21 protein-coding genes are annotated in these 20,848 nt (G+C 56.0%); 6 read left to right on the top strand and 15 right to left on the bottom strand.

The features are described 5' to 3' along the window. The first annotated feature begins 71 nt into the window (after nucleotides 1–71). The 5 genes from ACE3NW_RS00885 (at nucleotide 72) to ACE3NW_RS00865 (ending at nucleotide 4,961) form a co-directional block, all read left to right on the top strand. Nucleotides 72–1,172, top strand: a complete 1,101-nt coding sequence (locus ACE3NW_RS00885) for a hydrogenase small subunit (protein ID WP_374279492.1) — start codon at nucleotides 72–74, stop codon at nucleotides 1,170–1,172. Between the two features lie 11 nt (nucleotides 1,173–1,183). Further along, on the top strand, nucleotides 1,184–2,998 hold the full coding sequence (locus ACE3NW_RS00880) for a nickel-dependent hydrogenase large subunit (RefSeq protein WP_374279491.1): 1,815 nt from the start codon (nucleotides 1,184–1,186) through the stop codon (nucleotides 2,996–2,998). A gap of 50 nt (nucleotides 2,999–3,048) precedes the next feature. Continuing rightward, nucleotides 3,049–3,753 carry a Ni/Fe-hydrogenase, b-type cytochrome subunit gene (gene cybH / locus ACE3NW_RS00875; RefSeq protein WP_374279490.1) on the top strand — a complete coding sequence of 235 codons (705 nt, stop codon included), beginning with the start codon at nucleotides 3,049–3,051 and terminating at the stop codon, nucleotides 3,751–3,753. Between the two features lie 65 nt (nucleotides 3,754–3,818). After that, nucleotides 3,819–4,352 carry a HyaD/HybD family hydrogenase maturation endopeptidase gene (gene hybD / locus ACE3NW_RS00870; RefSeq protein ID WP_374279489.1) on the top strand — a complete coding sequence of 178 codons (534 nt, stop codon included), beginning with the start codon at nucleotides 3,819–3,821 and terminating at the stop codon, nucleotides 4,350–4,352. A gap of 156 nt (nucleotides 4,353–4,508) precedes the next feature. Then, complete coding sequence (locus ACE3NW_RS00865) at nucleotides 4,509–4,961, top strand: acyl-CoA thioesterase (protein WP_374279488.1); 453 nt, start codon at nucleotides 4,509–4,511, stop codon at nucleotides 4,959–4,961. Nucleotides 4,962–5,034: 73 nt separating this feature from the next. Here ACE3NW_RS00865 and lolA read toward each other — a convergent pair whose 3' ends face one another. From lolA to efp, 3 genes are all read right to left on the bottom strand, one after another. After that, nucleotides 5,035–5,706 (bottom strand): outer membrane lipoprotein chaperone LolA, encoded by a 672-nt coding sequence (gene lolA, locus ACE3NW_RS00860; protein ID WP_374279487.1) that lies wholly within the window; start codon nucleotides 5,704–5,706, stop codon nucleotides 5,035–5,037. Between the two features lie 44 nt (nucleotides 5,707–5,750). Continuing rightward, nucleotides 5,751–8,180: a DNA translocase FtsK gene (locus ACE3NW_RS00855; protein ID WP_374279626.1), complete on the bottom strand. Its 2,430-nt coding sequence runs from the start codon at nucleotides 8,178–8,180 to the stop codon at nucleotides 5,751–5,753. 69 nt (nucleotides 8,181–8,249) lie between these two features. Further along, nucleotides 8,250–8,807 (bottom strand): elongation factor P, encoded by a 558-nt coding sequence (gene efp, locus ACE3NW_RS00850; protein WP_374279486.1) that lies wholly within the window; start codon nucleotides 8,805–8,807, stop codon nucleotides 8,250–8,252. Nucleotides 8,808–8,993: 186 nt separating this feature from the next. Between efp and yihA the strand changes: the two genes are divergently transcribed. Continuing rightward, nucleotides 8,994–9,638 carry a ribosome biogenesis GTP-binding protein YihA/YsxC gene (yihA, locus tag ACE3NW_RS00845; protein ID WP_374279485.1) on the top strand — a complete coding sequence of 215 codons (645 nt, stop codon included), beginning with the start codon at nucleotides 8,994–8,996 and terminating at the stop codon, nucleotides 9,636–9,638. A gap of 296 nt (nucleotides 9,639–9,934) precedes the next feature. Here the strand turns inward: yihA and ACE3NW_RS00840 are convergent, their stop codons facing one another. From ACE3NW_RS00840 to ACE3NW_RS00785, 12 genes are all read right to left on the bottom strand, one after another. Further along, nucleotides 9,935–11,404, bottom strand: a complete 1,470-nt coding sequence (locus ACE3NW_RS00840; RefSeq protein ID WP_374279484.1) for a cation diffusion facilitator family transporter — start codon at nucleotides 11,402–11,404, stop codon at nucleotides 9,935–9,937. Nucleotides 11,405–11,635: 231 nt separating this feature from the next. Beyond that, nucleotides 11,636–12,367 carry an outer membrane protein assembly factor BamD gene (locus ACE3NW_RS00835; RefSeq protein ID WP_374279483.1) on the bottom strand — a complete coding sequence of 244 codons (732 nt, stop codon included), beginning with the start codon at nucleotides 12,365–12,367 and terminating at the stop codon, nucleotides 11,636–11,638. Then, a complete protein-coding gene (gene trxB / locus ACE3NW_RS00830; protein WP_374279482.1) occupies nucleotides 12,360–13,286 on the bottom strand; it encodes a thioredoxin-disulfide reductase in 927 nt (308 codons plus the stop codon). The genes ACE3NW_RS00835 and trxB overlap by 8 nt, the downstream gene beginning before the upstream one ends. Continuing rightward, a complete protein-coding gene (gene trxA / locus ACE3NW_RS00825) occupies nucleotides 13,283–13,606 on the bottom strand; it encodes a thioredoxin (RefSeq protein ID WP_374279481.1) in 324 nt (107 codons plus the stop codon). The genes trxB and trxA overlap by 4 nt, the downstream gene beginning before the upstream one ends. 160 nt (nucleotides 13,607–13,766) lie before the next feature. Further along, nucleotides 13,767–14,828: a tRNA (adenosine(37)-N6)-threonylcarbamoyltransferase complex transferase subunit TsaD gene (gene tsaD / locus ACE3NW_RS00820; protein ID WP_374279480.1), complete on the bottom strand. Its 1,062-nt coding sequence runs from the start codon at nucleotides 14,826–14,828 to the stop codon at nucleotides 13,767–13,769. 74 nt (nucleotides 14,829–14,902) lie between these two features. Then, nucleotides 14,903–15,910 (bottom strand): class 1 fructose-bisphosphatase, encoded by a 1,008-nt coding sequence (gene fbp, locus ACE3NW_RS00815; RefSeq protein ID WP_374279479.1) that lies wholly within the window; start codon nucleotides 15,908–15,910, stop codon nucleotides 14,903–14,905. A gap of 210 nt (nucleotides 15,911–16,120) precedes the next feature. Then, nucleotides 16,121–17,341, bottom strand: coding sequence for a hypothetical protein (locus tag ACE3NW_RS00810; RefSeq protein ID WP_374279478.1), 1,221 nt, complete (start codon nucleotides 17,339–17,341; stop codon nucleotides 16,121–16,123). Nucleotides 17,342–17,481: 140 nt separating this feature from the next. Further along, nucleotides 17,482–18,666, bottom strand: a complete 1,185-nt coding sequence (locus ACE3NW_RS00805) for a tetratricopeptide repeat protein (protein WP_374279477.1) — start codon at nucleotides 18,664–18,666, stop codon at nucleotides 17,482–17,484. Continuing rightward, nucleotides 18,663–18,971, bottom strand: coding sequence for a septum formation initiator family protein (locus tag ACE3NW_RS00800; protein WP_374279476.1), 309 nt, complete (start codon nucleotides 18,969–18,971; stop codon nucleotides 18,663–18,665). Before ACE3NW_RS00800 ends, ACE3NW_RS00805 begins: the two co-directional genes overlap by 4 nt. Next, nucleotides 18,971–19,225 carry a hypothetical protein gene (locus ACE3NW_RS00795; RefSeq protein WP_374279475.1) on the bottom strand — a complete coding sequence of 85 codons (255 nt, stop codon included), beginning with the start codon at nucleotides 19,223–19,225 and terminating at the stop codon, nucleotides 18,971–18,973. The genes ACE3NW_RS00800 and ACE3NW_RS00795 overlap by 1 nt, the downstream gene beginning before the upstream one ends. A gap of 12 nt (nucleotides 19,226–19,237) precedes the next feature. Next, nucleotides 19,238–19,786 (bottom strand): CDP-diacylglycerol--glycerol-3-phosphate 3-phosphatidyltransferase, encoded by a 549-nt coding sequence (gene pgsA / locus ACE3NW_RS00790; protein WP_374279474.1) that lies wholly within the window; start codon nucleotides 19,784–19,786, stop codon nucleotides 19,238–19,240. Between the two features lie 144 nt (nucleotides 19,787–19,930). Next, the gene (locus ACE3NW_RS00785; RefSeq protein ID WP_374279473.1) at nucleotides 19,931–20,845 is read right to left on the bottom strand and encodes an Mrp/NBP35 family ATP-binding protein; all 915 of its coding nucleotides are present in this window, start codon (nucleotides 20,843–20,845) and stop codon (nucleotides 19,931–19,933) included. Nucleotides 20,846–20,848: the final 3 nt, after the last annotated feature.

The following is a 20,848-nucleotide window of genomic DNA, read 5'->3' as shown; positions in this document are numbered from 1 at the left end:
AAAGGAGTTTATAAGCTTTAGCGGAAAGTTGTGCATTAAAACCCTGCAACAATGTTCTTCTCGAGGTACTTATGGCTCATCTCGAAACTACCGAACAAATCTTGCGTAATCGTGGTGTCAGCCGCCGAGATTTTATGAAGTTCTGTGCGCTTACCGCCGTAGCGCTAGGCCTTGGCCCTGGTGCTGATCTGGCAATCGCCCAGGCTTTGTCCACCAAACCCCGGCTTCCAGTACTCTGGATCAACGGGCTTTCCTGCTCTTGCTGCACAGAATCGTTTTTGCGCACTGCCCACCCGCTGGCAACCGACATTGTGCTTTCAATGATAACAATGGATTATCAGGATACCATCATGGCGGCTGCCGGTGATCAGGCCAATGCCGCATATGAAGAGGCTATCCATAAATACAAGGGGCAGTATATTCTGGCAGTAGAAGGCAACGTGCCGCTCAATGGCCAGGGCATGTACTGCATTGACGGCGGCAAGCCCTTTTACGAAAAGCTCAAGGAAGGCGTGGAACACGCCAAAGCTCTCGTAGCCTGGGGAACCTGCGCCTCGTGGGGCTGCGTGCAGGCTGCCAACCCCAACCCAACGGGCGCAACGCCGCTGCACAAGCTCTTTCCCAACAAACCGCAGATCAAGGTTCCCGGCTGCCCGGCCATCCCCGAGGTCATGAGTTCAATTCTGACCTACATCATTACCTATGACCGCCTTCCCACTCTTGATTCGCAGGGCAGGCCCGAAATGTTTTATGGCAAGCGCGTGCACGACCATTGCTACCGCAGGCCCCACTTTGACGCGGGCGAATATGTGGAATCATGGGACGATGATGGCGCGCGCGCTGGCCTGTGCCTGTACAAGATGGGCTGCAAAGGCCCCACCACCTACAATGCCTGCCCATCCACACGCTGGAATAACGGCGTGTCCTTCCCCATTCAGTCTGGCCACGGCTGCATTGGCTGTTCGGAACAGAACTTCTGGGATCAGGGATCGTTTTATGACCGCATAACCACCATTCCGCACCTGGGCACAAATGCCACGGCAGAAACCGTGGGCGTTGCCGCTGTGGCGGGCGTGGCGGCGGGTGTGGCAGCGCACGGCGTTGCCAGCATGGTGCGCCATGCGGCCTGCAAGAACAGCAAGGGAACCTCTGACACCGACTCCAACAGCTGAGGAAATACCCCATGGCCTACGAATATACTACTTCACAGGGTTATGCCGTTAAGGATTCTGGCCGCCGCGTTGTTGTTGATCCGGTTACCCGCATCGAGGGTCACCTGCGTTGCGAGGTCAACCTTGACGACAACAACATTATCACCAACGCTGTTTCGTGCGGAACCATCTTCCGAGGCATAGAAATCATCCTCAAAGGCCGCGACCCGCGCGACGCCTGGGCCTTTGTGGAACGCATATGCGGCGTGTGTACGGGCACGCACGCCCTTGCCTCGGTGCATGCGGTAGAAGATGCCCTGGGCATTGAAATTCCCGACAATGCCAATATCATCCGCAATATCATGCACCTGTGCCTCATGTACCACGACCACCTGGTACACCTGTACCATCTGGCCGGTCTTGACTGGGTGGATGTGGTTTCTGCCGCCAAGGCAGACCCCAAGGCCACTTCCGAGCTCGCGCAAAAGCTCACGCCCTGGCCCAATTCATCGCCCGGTTACTTCAAGTCCATCAAGGATCGCCTTACCCGTGTTATCGAATCGGGCCAGCTTGGCATTTTCACCAACGGTTACTGGGGGCACCCGGCCTACAAACTGCCGCCAGAAGCCAACCTGATGGTGGTTGCCCACTATCTGGAAGCGCTCGATTTTCAAAAAGACATGGTGCAGATACACACCATTTTTGGCGGCAAAAACCCTCATCCCAACTGGCTTGTGGGCGGTGTGCCCTGCTCGCTCAATCTGGATGCGCACGGCGCGTCTGACGTGATAAATCAGGAAAGGCTGGAGCTGGTCTTGCAGCTTATCGAACGCTGCCGCACCTTTGCCCAGCAGGTGGTTATGCCCGATACCCTTGCGCTGGCCGCTTTTTACGGCGACTGGCTGAACATCGGCGGCGGGCTTTCCAAACTTTCTGTGCTTGCCTACGGCGCAATACCCGACATTGCCAACGATTATTCGGACAAAAGCCTGCTGCTGCCACGCGGGGCCATCATCAACGGCAACTTCAACGAAGTGCTGCCCGTTGATCTGCACAACCCCGAAGAAATTCAGGAAACAGTGGCGCACTCGTGGTACAAACCCTACCCCGGCGGCAAAACCGGCCTGCACCCCTTTGACGGTGTGACCGAGCCCAACTATGCCCCCGGCCCCAACATCAAGGGTACGCCCACCGACCTCAAGCAGGTGGACGAACGCGACCGGTATTCGTGGATTAAAACACCGCTGTGGCGCGGCCATCAGATGGAAGTGGGCCCGCTGGCCCGCCTGCTTGTGGGTTACGCCAAAAAAGACAACGAAATCAATGGCCTCATCGATGATTTTCTTGGCCAGGCCAAGGCCCCGGTTTCTGCCCTGCAATCAACCCTTGGGCGCATTGCCGCCCGCTCGCTTGAGCTTGTGTGGTCGGCAGACAAGATGCGCTATTTTTACGACAAGCTTGTGGCCAACCTCAAGAACGGCAACCGCGCAACAGCCAACACCAAACTGTGGAAGCCCGAAAGCTGGCCCACCACAGCCTTGCGCGGCGTGGGCTTTACCGAGGCTCCCCGTGGCGCGCTGGGCCACTGGATAACCATTAAAGACAGAAAAATCCATAATTACCAGTGTGTTGTTCCCACAACATGGAATGGAGCGCCCCGCAGCCCCGACGGACAGCTCAGCGCTTATGAAGCATCGCTCATGGGCACGCAGATGGCGGTTCCCAATCAGCCGCTTGAAATTCTGCGCACCCTGCACAGCTTTGATCCCTGCCTGGCCTGCTCCACGCACATAATCGGGCCGGATGGGTCAGAGCTCATATCCGTGCGAACAGACAACTGCTTCTAGCGTTCGGGCAATCCGAGCCGGGAATACAAGCCTTCCGCCGGGAGAACGTCATGAGCGAACAACATATGCTGCCGCAAATGCCCATGGGCAAGAGCATCTATGTGTACCAGCTGCCCATCCGCATATGGCACTGGGTTATGGTTGCCTGCGTTTGCGTGCTTATCGTTACTGGCTATATTATTGGCAAACCATGGCTTTCAGTCACTGGCGAGCCGTACAACACTTTTTACATGGGCTATACCCGCATGGCGCATTTTATTGCGGGATTTGTGCTGATCATTTCAACCGTATTGCGCTACATCTATGGCCTTGTGTTGGGCAACCGCTATTCACGCGAGCTCATCATCATACCAGTGTGGAGCAAGGACTGGTGGGCCGACCTGTGGCAGGATGTGCGCTGGTATCTGTTTCTGAACAAGGAATGCGGCGCGCATATCGGCCATAATCCGCTGGCACAGATTGGCATGGGTACGGGCATGATCTTTATGCTTGTTATCATGCTGACGGGCCTTGGCATGTACGCCCAGGACAGCCACGTACCGTTTCTACGCTATTTTGCCTTTGTGCAGGACTGGATAAACAACTGGCTTGGAGGTAACGGGCAAATGACACGCAGCCTGCACCGCCTGGGCATGCTGCTGCTCATCACCTTTGTGACAGTACATCTGTACATGGTCATACGCGAAGAAATCATGGGCAAGACAACTCTGGTTTCGTCCATGTTCAGCGGTTTCCGCCAGCGGCGCAAGCCGTAGCAAGGCCTTTGCACATATCGTAGGGCGTCCCGCTGGGGGCGCCCTCTCCTGAACCGGGAAAGCACATGGAACAGATCATCATTCTTGGTCTTGGCAACATACTGTACGGCGACGAGGGTTTTGGCGTGCTTTTGGCGCAAAGGCTCTACGCCCATTGGGATTTTCCTGAAAATGTGGAAATTGTGGACGGCGGCACACAAGGGCAAACCCTGCTGACATTTGTGGAACGGGCCGACAGGCTGCTGGTGCTGGATGCGGTGGATTTTGGCCTTGAACCAGGCGAAATTTTGCTGCGTGACAACGTGCCCGCCTACGTTACCGCACAGAAAATAGGCCCGCACCAGAACAGCTTTTCGGAAGTAATGGGCCTTGCCGCACTGCGTGGCACAGCACCCAACCACTGCACCCTCATTGGTGTGCAGCCTGCGGCCATGACCCTGGCCGCCCCGCTCTCAACACCTGTGAGCGAAAGCTTTGAGGCAGCCCAGGACAAGGCTTTGGAAGTTTTGCTGCAATGGGGCGTTGCCCCAAGCCTGCGTGCCCAGCCCCGTCACCTTTCAGCGGCGGTGCTTGATACACTGGCCCAAAACTATGCGTAGGGGGTTTGCCATGCAGCTCTGAGCTGACATGACCAGCAAACAGCTCAACCTAATGCTAAACATTAAAGACACGCGGGCTATGTATGTAAGCCCGCGTGTCTTTAATGTTTAGCATTCAAGGCGTATGTTCTGCGCCATCACACACGCGGAGGACATATGGCTCAGGTAAACATATACACGCAGCAGATTGTTGTTGGGCAAGATGACATAGACATGCAGCGGCGAGTCAGCAATCTGCGCTACGTGGCCTGGATGCAGGATGTGGCCGTGGCCCACTCTGCCGCTTGCGGCTGGCCCATGGAGCGCTATGAAAGCATCGGTCAGGGATGGGTGGTGCGCCAGCATACCATCACCTACAAGCGCCCCGCCTTTATGGGGGACGTGATCACTGCCGCCACCTGGATAGCCGCATACGCATCCCGGCGCAGCGTGCGCCGGTACGTTTTTTGGAACACAGCGGCAAAAACCCTGTTGGCCGAGGCCGAAACGCAGTGGGTATTTATTGACATGGCCAGCGGAAGGCCTGTGAGTGTGCCGGAAGAATTGCAGGCATCCTTTCCCATTGTTGAAAAGGATGCCACAGAAATTTTCAAACAGCTTTGCGTCTGAAAATCAGGCAAAACAGAATAAAAAAAGGCCGTGGCGTTTCTGCACCACGGCCTTTTTTGCGTATCAGCAAAATCTATTTGAAAAGCTCCCGCTCTTGCACCTTGCGGTCAATGCGGTCTTCCACCTCCACACCCTTGGGCGCGGTAAAGGTGAAATCAGAGGCCTTGAGCGAGGTATCGGGCTTGAACTGCGTAAAGCGCACGTCGTTGGAATTGCCGTAAAAGTCGATAATGCTGGCCCGGCGAATATAGCCGGTGGCAGGCTCAACCCACAACAGGGCCTCAACCATTTGCGGTGCGGCTTCCTTGGGGTAAAGGTGCAGCTTGGCGAGGCCGTTTTCCGTACCGGCTTCCTTGACGTCAAAATCCTTGGTCAGCGCGGCCTGCCCAGTAATCACCTGAATAATTGTGCGGGAATCGCGCACGAGCTCAAGGGGATAGCGGTAGGCAATTTCTTCATCCGCAAGGTAATCCCAAATTTCCTTGTTGGTCACAACAAGGGTTTCTTCGTGGGGTTTGTCGGTCTGCCAGCGGATGAGCAGGGGCTTCTGAAACAGCAGATTGCCCTGCCGCTTTTCAACAGAGCCGCTTTCCTTGTGGGTGAGGGTTTGCTCAAAAGTGGCAGAAAACGTGCGCAGTTTTTCATACCGCGCCTGAATTGTGGTTGCTATATCTGAAGCCTGGGCAGCAGTTGCCGCCATAAGAACAAGCCCGGCTGCCAGAATATAAATACTTTTTATGCGCATAACACCTCCACGGCAAAAGCCGTCAGTTGTGCCAAATGTTGCAATTACTTGACCACGGCACGCGGCTTGCTGCCGTCGGCCGGGCCGATGATACCGTCGTGTTCAAGCTGTTCAACCAGGCGGGCGGCCCGGTTAAAGCCAATCTTGAAGCGCCGCTGCACAAGCGATATGGATGCGCGGCCCTGATCGCTCACAAAGGCCTGCACCTCGCCGTACAAGGGGTCTTGCGCTGCATCACCCCCGCCGCCAGTGCCACCGCCAGTGCCAGAATCGAGCCCCCACTGGGCAAAATCGACCTTGTACGAGGGGCTGAGCTGGCGCTTCCAGTAGCTCACCACGCACGCCACCTCTTCGTCACTCAGGAAGGGGCCGTGCAAACGCTGCAAACGGCCGCCGCTGGGTTTGAAAAGCATGTCGCCCCTGCCAAGCAGATGCTCCGCACCCACCTGATCAAGAATGGTGCGCGAATCGTGCTTGGAAGTGACCTGAAACGATATACGGCACGGAAAGTTTGCCTTGATCAGCCCTGTCACCACGTCCACACTGGGGCGCTGCGTGGCAAGTATCATGTGAATGCCTGCGGCGCGGGCCAGCTGCGCAAGGCGCACGATGCTGGTTTCCACCTCGCGGGCGGCGGTCATCATGAGGTCTGCCAGTTCGTCGATAACAATAACGAGGTAGGGCAAGGGTTCAAGGTCGGCAAAATCCGGCGGCAGATCATTTTTGCAGGCGGCCAGCTTCTGGTTAAAGCCCGCCACATTGCGCACCCCAAGGCGCGCCATGGCCTCATAGCGCCGGTCCATCTCGTGAACAGCCCAGTCAAGGGCGTTCTTGGCCTCGTTCATTTCCGTGACCACAGGATGCACCAGATGCGGTTCGTCTGCGTACACGGCCATTTCGATACGCTTGGGGTCAATGAGCAGCAGCTGCATATCCTTGGGCTGCGTGCGGTACAGCAGGCTTATGAGAATGCCGTTGAGGCACACGCTTTTGCCCGCGCCCGTTGCGCCCGCCACAAGCAGGTGCGGCATGCGGGTAAGATCGGCCATGATGGGCTTGCCCGCAATGTCCTTGCCCAAAATCATGGTCAGAGGGCCGCAGCCCTTGCGGAAAGGTTCGCTGGCTGCCAGCTCCCTGAAATTGACGGTTTCGCGGTTATCGTTGGGTATTTCAATGCCCACGGTATCCGTACCGGGAATGGGTGCCTGAATGCGCACTGCCACGGCCTTGAGCGCCAGCGCCAGATCATCGCTGAGGTTGGCTATGCGGCTCACCCGGATGCCGGGAGCTGGCCGTACCTCGTACATGGTAACCACAGGCCCTGGCGTGACATGCACAAGCTCGCTCTGAATGTCAAAATCGCGCAGGCAGGCAATGAGGGCCTTGCCCCTTGCCTCGCGGTCTTCCTTGTTGGAATTGCCAGCCACCTTTACGGGCGGCGCAAGCAAATCGAGCCCAGGCAGCGGTATGGCAGCCTTGCGGCCTGCCATGCCAGAGAGCAGCCCCGTCAGGCCGCCCTGTTTCTTGGGAGCATCGGCTGCACCAGCAGGGGCGGCAGCACGGGGCTTTTCAACCGTGCGCTGTGCGGCTGGGGCTTGCTGGGCCTCGTAGTCTGCCGTTTCAGTCTGCTCATCCGCTTCAGCAGGGGAAGCATCCTGCGGGGCGGGATTTTCAGCCCCATCCAGCACAGGCGAAATGGTCACGCCGTTGAGGTCGTGAGCCACGGCAAAAGGGTCATCCGCATCAACCTGATGCGCACGGCTGCTTTCTGACCTGTCCTGACCAGAGCGAGATTTTTTTTCTTCAAACACTTCTGGCAGCGAATCTGCCGTGGGCTGAATGTTGCCCAGACGGTCGCGCCAACGTGTCCAGAATTCCATGGAAGGCAAACGCAGATTGCGCCACGACCAGGAGCGTTCGCCACCGGCTTGTTCGGGCTGCCGTTCGTTTACCGGTGCAGACTGCGCAGATTGGCCCTGATGTGCGGCCAGCCGCGCCTGTGCCCATTGCAGCACGCGGGCAACCACATTGAACCATGATATATTGCCGGCAAGCTGCATGCCCACAAGTGCAACAAAAAGCCACACCAAGGCCGAACCGCCGGGGCTCAAAAACCGGCTGGCATTGATGTGCAGGGCATTGCCAACCATACCACCGCCCCACATGTCACCCACGGTGATATCTGCGGCAGCGCCAATGACAAGCAGACAGATGGTGAGCAGAAAAAAGCCAAGCCAGCGCGACCAATGCAGGCTGTACGAGGGAGAAACGTAGGCCGCCCCCAGCGCACCGAAAATCAGTGGGCAGAGATAGGCGGCCACGCCAAACACGTCGTTCAGAAAACCCGCAGTGTACGCGCCGAAGAGGCCAGCCTTGTTCTTTATCTTGACTGCGCCGCTGACCACATGGTTAAGACTGGGGTCGTTGGCGTCAAAACTGAGCAGGCTGAGCAAGAGCAACAGCGCCCAGAAGATAAGAAAAAGGCCAAAAAGCTCGCGGCCAAATTTATGGGCGTCCGTAGGGCTACCCTCCCGACCCGGTCATCATTCCCGGCCCAGGTATTCCTTGGTGCGGGTGTCAACCTTGATGCGATCACCTTCGTTGACAAAAATCGGCACCTGAACCGAAATACCGGTTTCAAGCTTGGCAGCCTTGGTGACGTTGCTTACGGTGTCACCCTTGGCGCCGGGCTCGGTTTCAACAACGGCCAGCACCAGGCTCAAAGGAATATCAATATCAAGGGGGCTGCCCTTGTAAAGAAGCACGCGGCATTCCTGACCGTCTTTAAGGAAGCCTTCCTTGCCGTCGGTGGTGGTGATGTGCATTTGCAGCTGTTCGTAGGTGGTCATATCCATGAAGATAAGGTCGTCTTCCTGACGATACAGAAACTGCATGTCGCGGGTTTCAAGGTCGGGCTTGCCGACTTTTTCACCAGAACGGAAGGTTATATCCTGCATACGGCCCGTAAGGATATTACGCAGCTTGGTGCGCACCATGGCGCCACCCTTGCCGGGCTTGAAGTGCTGAAAATCAACGATTTCGAAAGGGGTTCCTTCAACTTCGATCTTCAGACCCTTACGAAAGTCTGTGGTAGAAAACATTTGTCCTCCTACATGTCGCCGCAAACCGGCGCTGGCTGGCAGTAAGGCCGGTCATTTGCCAACTGCGGCAAGAGCGGCTACCTTATACGGAAGTTTGGCTGAAAGCTTCAGCCCCGAATTGAAAATATTTGCTGAAACAAGCTTGCTTGTCAAGGTACAAAGTTAAAGTATCACATGAGGTTTACCATGAATCCCGTTCTCACCCTAGAAACTACAGCCTATACGCTTGAGCAGCTCATATCTATGCCCGAGGCGCAGATAGCCCTTGCGGGACGTTCAAATGTGGGCAAATCATCGCTCATCAACGCCCTGGCTGGCCGCAAAAAACTGGCCAAGGTCAGCTCTACCCCCGGCAAAACCCGCTCGGTAAATTATTACAAGGTTACGCCCCACAATTTCTATCTGGTTGATCTACCGGGCTATGGCTATGCCCGTGCCAGCCATTCAGAACGCGAAAAGTGGGCACGCCTGCTTGAACGGTATCTGGTGGAATGCAGCAGCCTCAAAGCGCTTGCCCTGCTGCTCGACAGCCGCCTTGAACCCCAGATGCTCGATAAAAATCTCGCATCCTTTGCACGCACCAATGGCCTGAATATTGTGCCAGTGCTGACCAAGGCCGACAAATGCAGCCAGCGCGAACGCGCCAACCGCCAGAACGAATGGCAGGAGCTGCTGGGTACGCGCCCTGTGGTCACCTCATCCAGCAACCGCTATGGCATAGACAATCTGTGGCGTGTACTGGTTGAAACAGCCGTGCCTCAACGTGCGGCCCCGGACACAGCTGATGTCACCGGACAGGAAGAACAGCAGGACGCAGAAAACAGCGATTAACAGCTGATAGCGGCCCTGCCTGGTGCTGTGCCGTATCCAGGCAAATCTCGCAAAGCAAACATGGCGGCTGTGGGTTTACTGCGTCCACTCTTACCCACGCCGCTTTGCGGTCAGTATGCCCGGCTATGAGCAGGCTGCAAGCCCAGGCACGCACGTGAGCTGCAATCACATAACACTGGCGCGGCACTGGACTGGCACTGGACTGGCAACGGGTTGGCAACGTTTTATTGCTGCCAGCCAGCAAGACAGCCGAATTTGACGGGGCTGAAAGGATCACGCCATAAAGCCGCCCACGATCAGGCTGGCTGGCCCTTGCAGCTGGTGTCTGTAACCACTGCTGGCTCCATATGTATGCTCAGGCGCCCAAGCTGTGGCACTGCGGCCCGAATGCGTTTTTCAAGCCGTGTGCAGACATTGTGCGCTTCTTCCACCGACAAGCCCACACTGACATTGCAGTGAAACGAAATACAGACCCCCTGCTCTGGCAGCACATAGGTAGAAAACTTGTGCGGTTTGCCAGCCAGGGGTTCGCTTTCTACTGCGGCCTGAATCTCACGCCATGCCATTTCTGAAAAAGGCACAGAAACAGATGCCCCTGGCTCAAGAGCCGCACTGGGGGCCTTGGGTTCCATATGGCTTACAATTTCAACCCCAGGCAAAGATTCGCGCAGGGTGTCCTCAAAGGCCTTTACGCGCGCGTAGGCACGGTCAAAAGGCATCTGGCCGGGCAATTCGACATGCAACTCAATATGACAGGCCGTGTCGGCGCTCAGTACATGCACATCGTGAACAGCAAGCCCGTGCTCAGAGGCCACAAGCTGCACAAGCGCAAAAGGATTGTTCTCGTCAATGCGGCACGACTTGCGGGGCTCAACATGCACAGTCACGTCAGCACCGGGTAAAATCGCTGCCACAGCTTCTTCTGCCTCATGGGCCAGCCTGTGCCCGTCGCTGACCTTGAGGCCCGGCGCAACACCAACCGTAAGATCAACAAAGCTCTGCGGGCCACTGGTGCGCACTCGCACCCGTCTGACCTCAGATATACCCGCAATGCTCTTAACACCCGACACAATGGCCTCGCTGGCGTGCGATGAGCCGGTATCCATAAGCATGTCAACCGCATCAGAAGCCATATGCATGCTGGCCCTGAAAATAATGGCCGCCACAAGCAGGGCCGCAACCGTATCTGCCTGCGAAAGCACCCTGCTCAAGGGTTCGGGCAGATTCAAGGCCTGGGCAAGCCAAACGGCAAGCACACCCACAAGTACTACGGCTGAAGAAAGAATGTCGGTAGAAAAATGCAACGCGTCGGCTTCCAGAGCCTGACTGTTGAAAGTTTTTGCCACACGCCGCAAAACGCGCACCCGGTTGATGTCAACGGCCATGGAAAACGCCATGACCCCCACACCCCAGAGCGATGGCACAACAGGGCTGCCGCCAGAGGTCAGGCGGTGTACACCCTCGTACACCACCCAGGCGCATGTGCCAAACAGCAGCAATGTTTGCGCCAGTGCAGAAAGATTTTCTGCCTTGCCGTGCCCGTATGGGTGGCGTGAATCTGCGGGTTTGGACGAAATCTTGACCGCAAACAGGGTAAGGGCCGCAGCCAGAAGATCAAGGCCGCTGTGCAAGGCCTCGGACAACACACCAAGACTGTTGGTGTACAGCCCAACAGCAAGCTTGACGCTGGTGAGAGCCAAGGCTGCTAGCAAAGAATACATGGCGGCGCGGCTCTTTTCATCTGTACCACTGGCATGCATATCCATAACGCACCCTGTTTTGCGACTTTATTGTGAAAAAAAAGACTGGTAATGGCAGAGCTGCCAGGCGCAGATTTTCTGCTCAAGAATTGCCCGAAGCGCGATACGTTAAGTTGCACATATATCACAGCATACCATATGTATGCTGTGCCCCAATGCGACACAAACCGGCTGTTTTTTGCAAAACAGCCGGTTTGTAATTTTTAGAGCAACTTCAGTAACGTCTGCTGCGAAATCTTACAGCCAGGTAAACCACTTCTTCCAGCTGCCCTCACGGTTTTCGCGCACTTCCACCGACTGGGCTTCGCGGTAGTTATGGTAGGCAGCCAAGCTCTTTTCCTTGGCATGCTCTGCCACTTCAGGCACATCCTTGAAGTTGGCCATTACGTATTCGTAACGATGCCAGGCAGGGCCGAATTTTTTCATGTGCCAGAACACGTCGGCAATATACAGCTCGTGCTCGGCCATCAGCTGACGGCATACGCGCATGTGCTCTTCCGCGCTCTTGGAATAGGGCGAGTCGGGGAAGGTCTGACGCAAGCGGTCAAAGTAGTCGTAAGCTTCCTTAAGTTCTGTGGTGGCCCTGTCGATGGAGCGGAACTGCTTCATCAGCGACATGCCAGTTTGGTACAGAACATAGGGAATAGCTTCGTGACGGGGATGCAGCGATTCGAAATCCTTGTAGGTTTCGGCTGCGAGTTCGTATTCCTCGTCAAGGTAGTAGGCATCTGCCAGCGACAGTTCCGCATCAACCGTGTAGGGGCTGAAGGGGTAGGTATCGCGAAGTTTGTTGTACAGCTCCACGGCGCGCACGAAGTTTTTCTCACTCATGGCGTCATTGGCGGCTTCAAAAACCTCCTGGGCGGTATCTTCCGCCGGCGGCAGGTATATCATATCAATGATGCCGCAACCGGAAACCGCAAACATGCTTATTACAAGCAAAAGGGAGCGAAGCAGTTTTTTATGCATGGAGCTGTTCCAAAAAGACAAACGCCGCCTGCGCGGCAGTTGCGCCGTCACCGGCGGCAGTGATTACCTGACGGCAAAGCTTGGAACGAATATCACCAGCTGCAAAAATGCCCGAAACATTGGTGCGCATTTCTGTGTCGGTGATAATAAAGCCTTGCTCGTCACGTATGACCTCTGCGGGCAAAAAGCCGGTGGAAGGCTCATAACCTACGTAGACGAAAAGTCCGTCTACAGGCAAATGGCGTTCCTGACCGGTCTTCAGTTCCTTAACCGTAAGACCTGTGAGCTCGTTATCGCCGTGCAACCGGCTAACAACACTGCTGCGCAGAATCTCGATCTTGTCGCCATGGGCGTCAAGCTTATCCTGATAAATCTTGTGCCCGCGGAATTCATCGCGGCGATGGATAAGATAGAGCTTTCCTACAATCTTTGCAAGGTAAAGCGACTCTTCCAGCGCAGAATTTCCGCCGCCTACTACCGCCACTGTCTGGTTACGAAAAAAATTGCCGTCGCAGATGGCGCAATACGACACGCCGTGCCCACGCAGTCTGTCTTCGTTTTCCAGCCCCAGCGGCTTATGATGCGCGCCAGAACAAACTATAACCGTTTTGGCTGCGTAATCCACACCACCGGCGCAAACCACAAAATGCCCAGCAGAACCGGTTACAGATTCTACTGATGCGGCCGGCCGGTCTACAGCTAGACCGGCCAGGTGCGCATCAAAAAGATCCGCCAGCTCATAGCCCTTGATGCCCTTGGGAAAACCGGGATAGTTTTCCATGGCTTCAGTTTGCAGAATCTGGCCGCCTGCTGCCAATTGCTCAGGCATGAGCACAGAGCACCCAGAGCGGGCCAGATACATTGAGGCCGTAATACCAGCAGGGCCGCTGCCTATGACAACGGCATCATATTCATTCATGCCAGAGCCTTTGAATCGATAAGGTCTTTAAGGGCAGCCTTGGTGACGGCCCCGGTTACCTGCTCAACCGTTTCGCCTTTTTTGAAAAGGACAAGAGTCGGGATAGCGCGAATGCCAAACTTGGTGGGCGTGGCCGGATTTTCGTCCACGTTCATTTTTACAACGCGCACCTTTCCGTCGTACTCGGTTGCCAGTTCGTCAATGATCGGGCCTACTGCACGGCAGGGACCGCACCAGGGAGCCCAAAAATCGAGCAGAACCGGAAGATCAGACTTGAGCACAACGCTTTCAAAGGTGGCGTCAGTGACCTGTTCAGCCATAACTATCTCCTTACGTTGCTTTGTGTCGCGCCACGACCACATTAACCCGTGACGCGAACAGAAGAGCATTTAAAGTGTATGCTTCTGTATTGAGTAAGAGTAGATACCAATGTGCCCTCTGTCAAGACAATCTCTTGTTTTGCATGGTTTCTTGACCATTTCAGCACAAGCTGCACAGCATATCGTTTGGTATGGCCTTGCCACGGGGTATGGTTTCCATATTCAGCTTGTGGCTGTAACCGTTACGCCCCAAAAGCCATGCCGCATGTGCAATCATGGCAGCATTGTCAGTGCATAATTGGCCGCTGGGAATAAAGGCACGACCTCCCCTGCCCGACATGAGCTGCCCAATACTGTCGCGCAACAAAGAATTGCAGGCCACACCACCTGCCATTATCAGATTTTCAAGATCAGGGTTGCGGTCAAGCGCGCGTTTTGTTTTAGCGCACAGAGTCTCGACAACCGCAAGGTTAAACGAGGCGCAGTAGTCCTTTAAGGCCTGGGGCGCATGGTCAATACTGGTCAGGGGCCGTGGCCATTCCTGCCCAGCCAGCAACTGCGCAGCCTGCCCTGTGGCAGCGGTTTTTAGACCACTGAAGCTGAAATCAAGATTGTCATTATCAAGATATGGACGGGGAAACAGCTTGCTCTGTGCAGTACCCGCCCGCGCCAGAGCATCCATGAGCCTGCCGCCCGGATAGGCAAGTCCAAGAAACTTGCCCACCTTGTCAAAGGCCTCGCCAGCCGCATCATCAAGTGTGCGGCCTAGCAAACGGCAATCCCAGGGCGATTCCATACGGTACAGATGTGTATGCCCGCCTGAAACCAGCAGCCCCAATGACGGAAAGCGCAGTTCGTGCTCGAGCCCCACTGCCAGAAGGTGGGCATGCAGATGGTTGACCCCAAGAAAGGGTTTGCCCAGACCAAGAGCCAGCCCTTTGGCAAAGGCCACCCCCACAAGCAGGCTGCCAAGCAGACCAGGACCACGGGCGGCCGCAATGAGGTCAATCTCGGTATTGGCCCTGCCACTGCGCTGCATCAGCTCATCGAAAAGCGCACCTACAAAACGGTAGTGCTCGCGAGAGGCAAGCTCTGGCACTACCCCGCCAAACAGGGCATGCACATCTGCCTGACTTGCCAGCACGGCTTCAACCAGCCTGCCGTCTTCCACCAGGGCCAGGGCCGTTTCATCACAAGAACTTTCAATTCCAAGGCACAGCATTCATTTCGCCATTTTCGGCACAAGGCCGGTACAAGAAGGCAGCCGCCGCAACAGTGCGAGGGCTGCCAGAAATCTTACCTGCCCGCATGCCGCGCGTAAATTTTTTCCACTGCTTCGACATCCAGTGAAGACCCGATGTAGAGCGGCGTGCGCGCGTGCAGCTTGTCCGGCACACGCTCAAGTATGCGCCCATGCCCGTCGCTTGCCTTGCCACCAGCCTGCTCTGCCAAAAAAGCCAAGGGATTGGCTTCGCACATAAGGCGCAGCTTGCCGTTGGGTTTGTTGGCATCGGGCGGGTACATGTAGATGCCGCCATTGATGAGCGTGCGGTGAAAATCGGCCACAAGGGCACCAACATACCGCGAAGAATAGGGCTTGCCGTCAGAAGTTTCACAACCATGAAACCACGTCACGGCCTCGCGGGCGGGAGCGTCCCAGTTTTTCCAGTTGCCCTCGTTGACGGAATAGATATGCCCCTGCTCAGGAATGCGCATGTCAGGATGGGAGAGCAAAAACTCGCCCACGCCCGGATCAAGGGTAAATCCGTGTACCCCCTGCCCTGTGCTGAGCACCAGCATGGTGGAGGGGCCGTACAGAATATAACCGGCCGCAACCTGCTTTACTCCGGGTTGCAGAACCTCATCAATGCTCACCTCGCCGGTGTGGCCCTCTGGCCTGCGCAGAATGGAAAAAATGGTACCGACATTGATATTCACATCAATATTGGTCGATCCGTCCAGCGGATCAAAAATGAGAATATAGTCGCCGCGTGGAAATTCCTGGCTCACGCGGACAAGGTCGGCTTCTTCCTCCGAACTCATGGCGCAAAGAGCACCGCACCGCTCCATGCGGTAAAGCATGATACGGTTGGCGATGGAATCCATCTTCTGCACATTTTCGCCCTGAACGTTCACCTCGCCGGTTCCGCCGAGAATGTCGAGCAGGCCAGCCTTTGCAATACGCCGCGAAATGCTTTTGCCTGAAAGAATCAGGTCGTACAGAAGACCAGTGAACTGGCCCGTTGCCTGGGGGGTACGCTTCTGGTGCAGCAGCAGGTGTTCCGTAACCGTGATGTCAGCCATTGGGGGCTCCTTACAACATCCAGAAAATTGAGAGGAACAGTTGAACATTTAGCCCTGAAAGTAACCATCGGTTGCAAAGAGCAGCCAGAGGTCTGCGCGCCGCAATCTGCTTGCCCGGCAAAATGCTTTGCCAGGACTGTGCGCTTCAGGGAAACACATTTCAAAAGACTTGCGCCGCCCCGGGGCGGCGCAAGTTTAAGCTTGAGTGCGTCAGTTCCGTGGGCCAAAGGGGCTTGGCCGCCCGCCCGGCAATGCTGCCGGTTCACTGCCTGCGCTGCCCGAATCAGGCTTGGCTTCCGCAGGCTTTGCGGTGCTCTCCGCAGGCTTTGCAGGGCTATCAGCAGGGCTATCGGCAGCCTCACCATCCTTGGGACCAAAGGGGCTGGGACGCCCACCGGGCAAGGTAGAGGTATCAGCATCGGGGGCTATGCCAAGGCCCGTGGGCGGGGTTTCCTTCTTGCTCTTGGCCGGGCGTGGCGCACGGTCAACAGAGGTGTTTTCACCTTCAAGCTGACGTTCCTGCACCTTGTGGCGCTCGGCATTTTTACGCCGAAGCAGCATGCTGTCCTTGCTGCCGGGCTGAATATCAGCACCGCCAGTGGGCTTGCCAGAGGCCTGGGCAGGAGCGCCGGTGGCCTGTTCGGGCGTAACGTCCACGTTCTGGCTTTCTTCAAAGCGGTTTTTGTTCTTGCGTTCAACATGCGGCGGCGGGGGAAGCTTGGGGCGTTCCTTGGGGAAGAAGGTGAGGCCCTGATCAACACTGCCATTGCCCTGCGGGAAGTTGCCCGACTCTGCCACCGCAAAGATCAGGGGGACATTACCGAGATACCGAACATTATAGTAGAACTTGCCGTTCACGTTTGAGCAGGTACCCGACGAACTCTTGGTAACAACTTCGTCCCAGTTCACACCAGCAAGGGGCGTTGAGGCAAAGTCGTACTTTCCGGGCCAGAGCAGGGCCTGGGGCGAAAGAATTACCACTTCCTGCGGCGTATGCGAATACTGCATGAGCGAACGCATATCAAAGTTGGCTACAACCACACCCAGGAAGTCCACACCGTCATACAACGGCGAGGCAAGCAGCACTTCAGGCCCGTAGGGCGAATTTTGCACATCGGCACGCAGGGCGCGGGTGCTCTGCTTTTTGTCTTCATAGAGCAGCGGGATGAAATCAAGCGGCTTCGTGGGATTGGCGGGTTCCTGTCCAAGGATGGTTCCGTCGTACTTCACGCCGGCAAAACCGCTGATCCAGGGGAACGAACCAAGGAACGACGTAAGCCATTCACGCGTCGGGGGCTTGTCGGCATTGAGCATGACCCGCTCAAGGCGCGTCAGCTCAACGTCAATCCCCATCATGCTGTGCGTGAGGGAAAGCGCCTGGGGCGAAAGGTTGCCTTTTTCATCAAAATCCACAGTGGCCGGGGGGCTCACGTAAGTGTTCCAAAACGACTTTGTGGATTTCCAGACGTTTTTGGTAGGCTGATATGAACTGCAACCCGTTACAAGCGATGCAGCAAATACCAGCAAAAAGATATAACGCACATATGATTTCAACACAGTGATCTCCCTCATTAACTGTGCGCTCTGGCTTCAACACGTTCTGCCAAAGCTTCAAGCATGCTTATGAGCTTGTCCTTTCCGCTGGCCTGTTCTGCCGAAGCTGCGGGTTGGACGGCGTCCACCGTCTGGACATTGCCCAGGCGGGCAGTCAACGTAGCTATGCGCTGGCGCAGATCGGCGCTTTCTTCAGAATGCACCGCTGCGGCTGCAAGTTCATGATAAATATCAAGCGCGCCCTTGATATCGCCCTGTTCGGCCAATACTTCTGCCATGGAACGCGTGCGCAGCGAAAAACGCTCTTCGGCTTCGTCCGCTTCATCCACAACCACAGCCTCGGTCTGCGTAACCGGAGCAGCATAGGCGGCGTAGGCATCTGCCCCACGGGCCACCATGGGGGAAACGCCCTCATCGGCCTCAGACGGCAGCGCGTCATCATCGGCCATGGCGAGATCAGGATCAAAATCAATGGAATCGTGAAGAATCTCATGATCGGCCGCGCCCAGAGCGCTTTCAGCATCGTACACAGCGCCGGGGCCAGCAGCAACAGCATCAGCTGCGTATTCGGCTGCAACATGCCCTGCAAGAGCGGCAGCCGCCACCGAAGCAACCGGTGCTACATCTGCAATTTCCGTCACGGCATCGCTGCTGGCCGGTGATTGCGGCTGGACATTCTGCAAACCTTCTGGCTGCAAACCTTCTGGCTGCAAACTCACTGGCTGCGAAAGTACGGGTTCGGCATCCACAGGCTGCGCTGGCGCACACGGCTGCGCCGGGGCTTGCACCCCACCTCCAGCCATGGACGCAAGCCCCTGGTTGATCACATCGTGCAGAGAAACCGGGCCCCTCGAAAAATTGAGAGCCAGAAAACGCAGCACAGCCGCCGTATCCGGGGCATCGCCAGCGGCATTGATGCACGCGGCCCACGCCTGCCAGAAACCGGCATAGGTAGAAAACATTTTTGTCAGCCGACCAACCTGTTTCTCGCAGGCTTCCAGCTTGTTGGCAGAATGCAGCAGTTCTATAAGGTACAGCCTGGCTTCAAGAAATTCCTCGTGGCGGGCGAGGCCCTGCTCCAGAATTTCAACTGCCTCGTCAATGCGCTTGGCATCTGCCAGCAGACGGGCCAACGGAAAAAAGACCTTGGAATTGGGCTCAAGCTCCAGGACTTCTTTGTACCATTCAATTTTTTCCGTCATGGTTTCTGCTCCCGCCCCGGTTTCGCCACATCGCCAAAAAGATAGAGCACCTCGTTGTCGCGAACATAGTGGAGGCGCTGACGAATGACCTTTTCCATATACTGGCTGTCTGACTGCAAAAGGCGAATTTCGCGGCTCAGAGAGAGGTTTTCCGCATCAAGTGCTGCAATCTGCTTATCAAGCTCGGCATACTGCTGCTTGAGCTCGCGGTATTCGATAAGCCCGGTGGGGCCCCAAACCATGCGTGCAAACAGCACCACATTCACAAGGCCCAGCACAACCAGAATAAACGTGCGCCAGAACATTACTGTAACAGCCGCTGTGGTTGTGCGCCATCGCCATTCGAAAGCCGCAATTCGGCCAAAAATGTGGCCGTGGCTTTTTCCAGCCGCGTAACATCCTCCTCTGCCAGATTCATCTGATCTACCTGATGCAGATAATCCTTGAGAGTGCTCAGTTCTTCATCAAAATGACGGCCCCAGACCCCGGCGCGCATGTCGGGTTCCAGTTCCAGAATGGTCTGGATGCAGTTTTTGAGACGGATCTGCAACGTGCTCATGCGTTGTACCCGTTAGCCTGCCTGTTTACGCGTATTGCGGTAAAAATCATAGCAATAATTGGAACCTGAAACAACGGCCAGCACCAGGGCCACATACAGCAGCGCCAACCCCAGGGGCTGCAAATCCATACCCCACAGCGGGTAGTGCAGCGCAAGCGGCACAATGGCAAAAATCTGAAGCACTGTTTTTGCCTTGCCGAACTTGTCGGCGGCAAGAACAATGCCCTCGTCAATGGCTATGGCGCGCAGGCCGGTAACCACAAGCTCACGGCACACAATAATGATAACAACCCAGGCAGGAGCCCAGCCAAGTTTGACAAACATGATCAGCACCGAACAGATCAGCACCTTGTCGGCCAGCGGATCAAGAAACTTGCCCATGCTGGTTACCATGTTGGAACGGCGGGCAATATATCCATCGGCCCAGTCGGTGAGCGAGGCAAAAATAAAGGCCAGTGTGGCCAAAATACAGGCAACAGGGCCTTCAAAATAGAGCAGCAGAACCACAAGAGGGGTCATTAAAATGCGTAACAGTGTAATTTTATTAGCAAGATTAAGCATTCTTCCTCTCAGGCGCTCCGTGCGAATTTTTTAAAGCGTTACCATAAAAGAATACGAGAGAAAAGGAGAAAAAAAGCTCCCCCGGCGACCGGTCCCGACCGCCAGGGAAGCCTGCATTTCTACCGAGCCATGCTCGCCATGCCTTTAGCGGTGGGTGCTGGCAAGTGCTTCGAGGCTGCCATCGGCAGCGGAGGCAATGGAATCTGCCAGTTTGAGAAAGGCCTCCTTGGCCGCACTCTCCGCATCAAGGTACACCACGGGAATACCTTTGTCAGCCGCAACCACCGTGGTGGGATCAAGCGGCACAGCGCCAAGAAACTTGAGGCCGTAGCGCTTGGCCAGCTCTTCTCCGCCGCCCTTTTTGAACAGGTCAATTTCTGCGTGGCAGTGGGGGCACACAAGGCCGCTCATGTTTTCCACCACGCCAAGCACGTTGGAATTGGTGTACTGCAAAAAGTTGATGGCCTTGCGCACGTCTGCCAGCGAAATTTCCTGCGGGGTGGTCACCACCACGCACAGGGCATCAGGAATGGACTGCATGACAGTCATGTGCTCGTCGCCGGTTCCTGGAGGGGAGTCGATGAGCAAAAAGTCCAGATTGCCCCACTTTACGTCTGCAATAAACTGGCGGATAGCCGAAGTTTTTTTGGGGCCACGCCACAGAATGGCCTGGTCTTTGTCTTGCAAAAACGTATCCATCGAGATGACCGACAGATTTTCGTTGTACGCAGCCGGAATCATCAGCTGGGTGGGCTCGTCGATTTCAACAGTGCTGGTCAGGCCCAGCAGATTGGGCACGCTGGGGCCGTGGATATCGACATCAAGAATGCCAACCTTGAATCCGCGCCGTGCCAGCGCTGCGGCGGTATTGACGGTCACAGAGCTTTTGCCCACGCCGCCCTTGCCGCTCATGACAAATATCTTGTGGCGAATATGGCCCAGGCAGTCGGCTATTGCGCGGTCTTGCTTGGCCATAGGGTCATTACATTCCCCGTTGCCGCCATTGCCCTTTGCACTGGAGCAAGATGACGCAGAAGAACAGGATGAACAGGATCCCATGAC

Origin of the sequence: Desulfovibrio sp., assembly GCF_041907885.1 — a bacterium.
GTDB lineage: Bacteria > Desulfobacterota > Desulfovibrionia > Desulfovibrionales > Desulfovibrionaceae > Desulfovibrio.
This window is presented reverse-complemented; position numbering and strand designations above follow the sequence as displayed.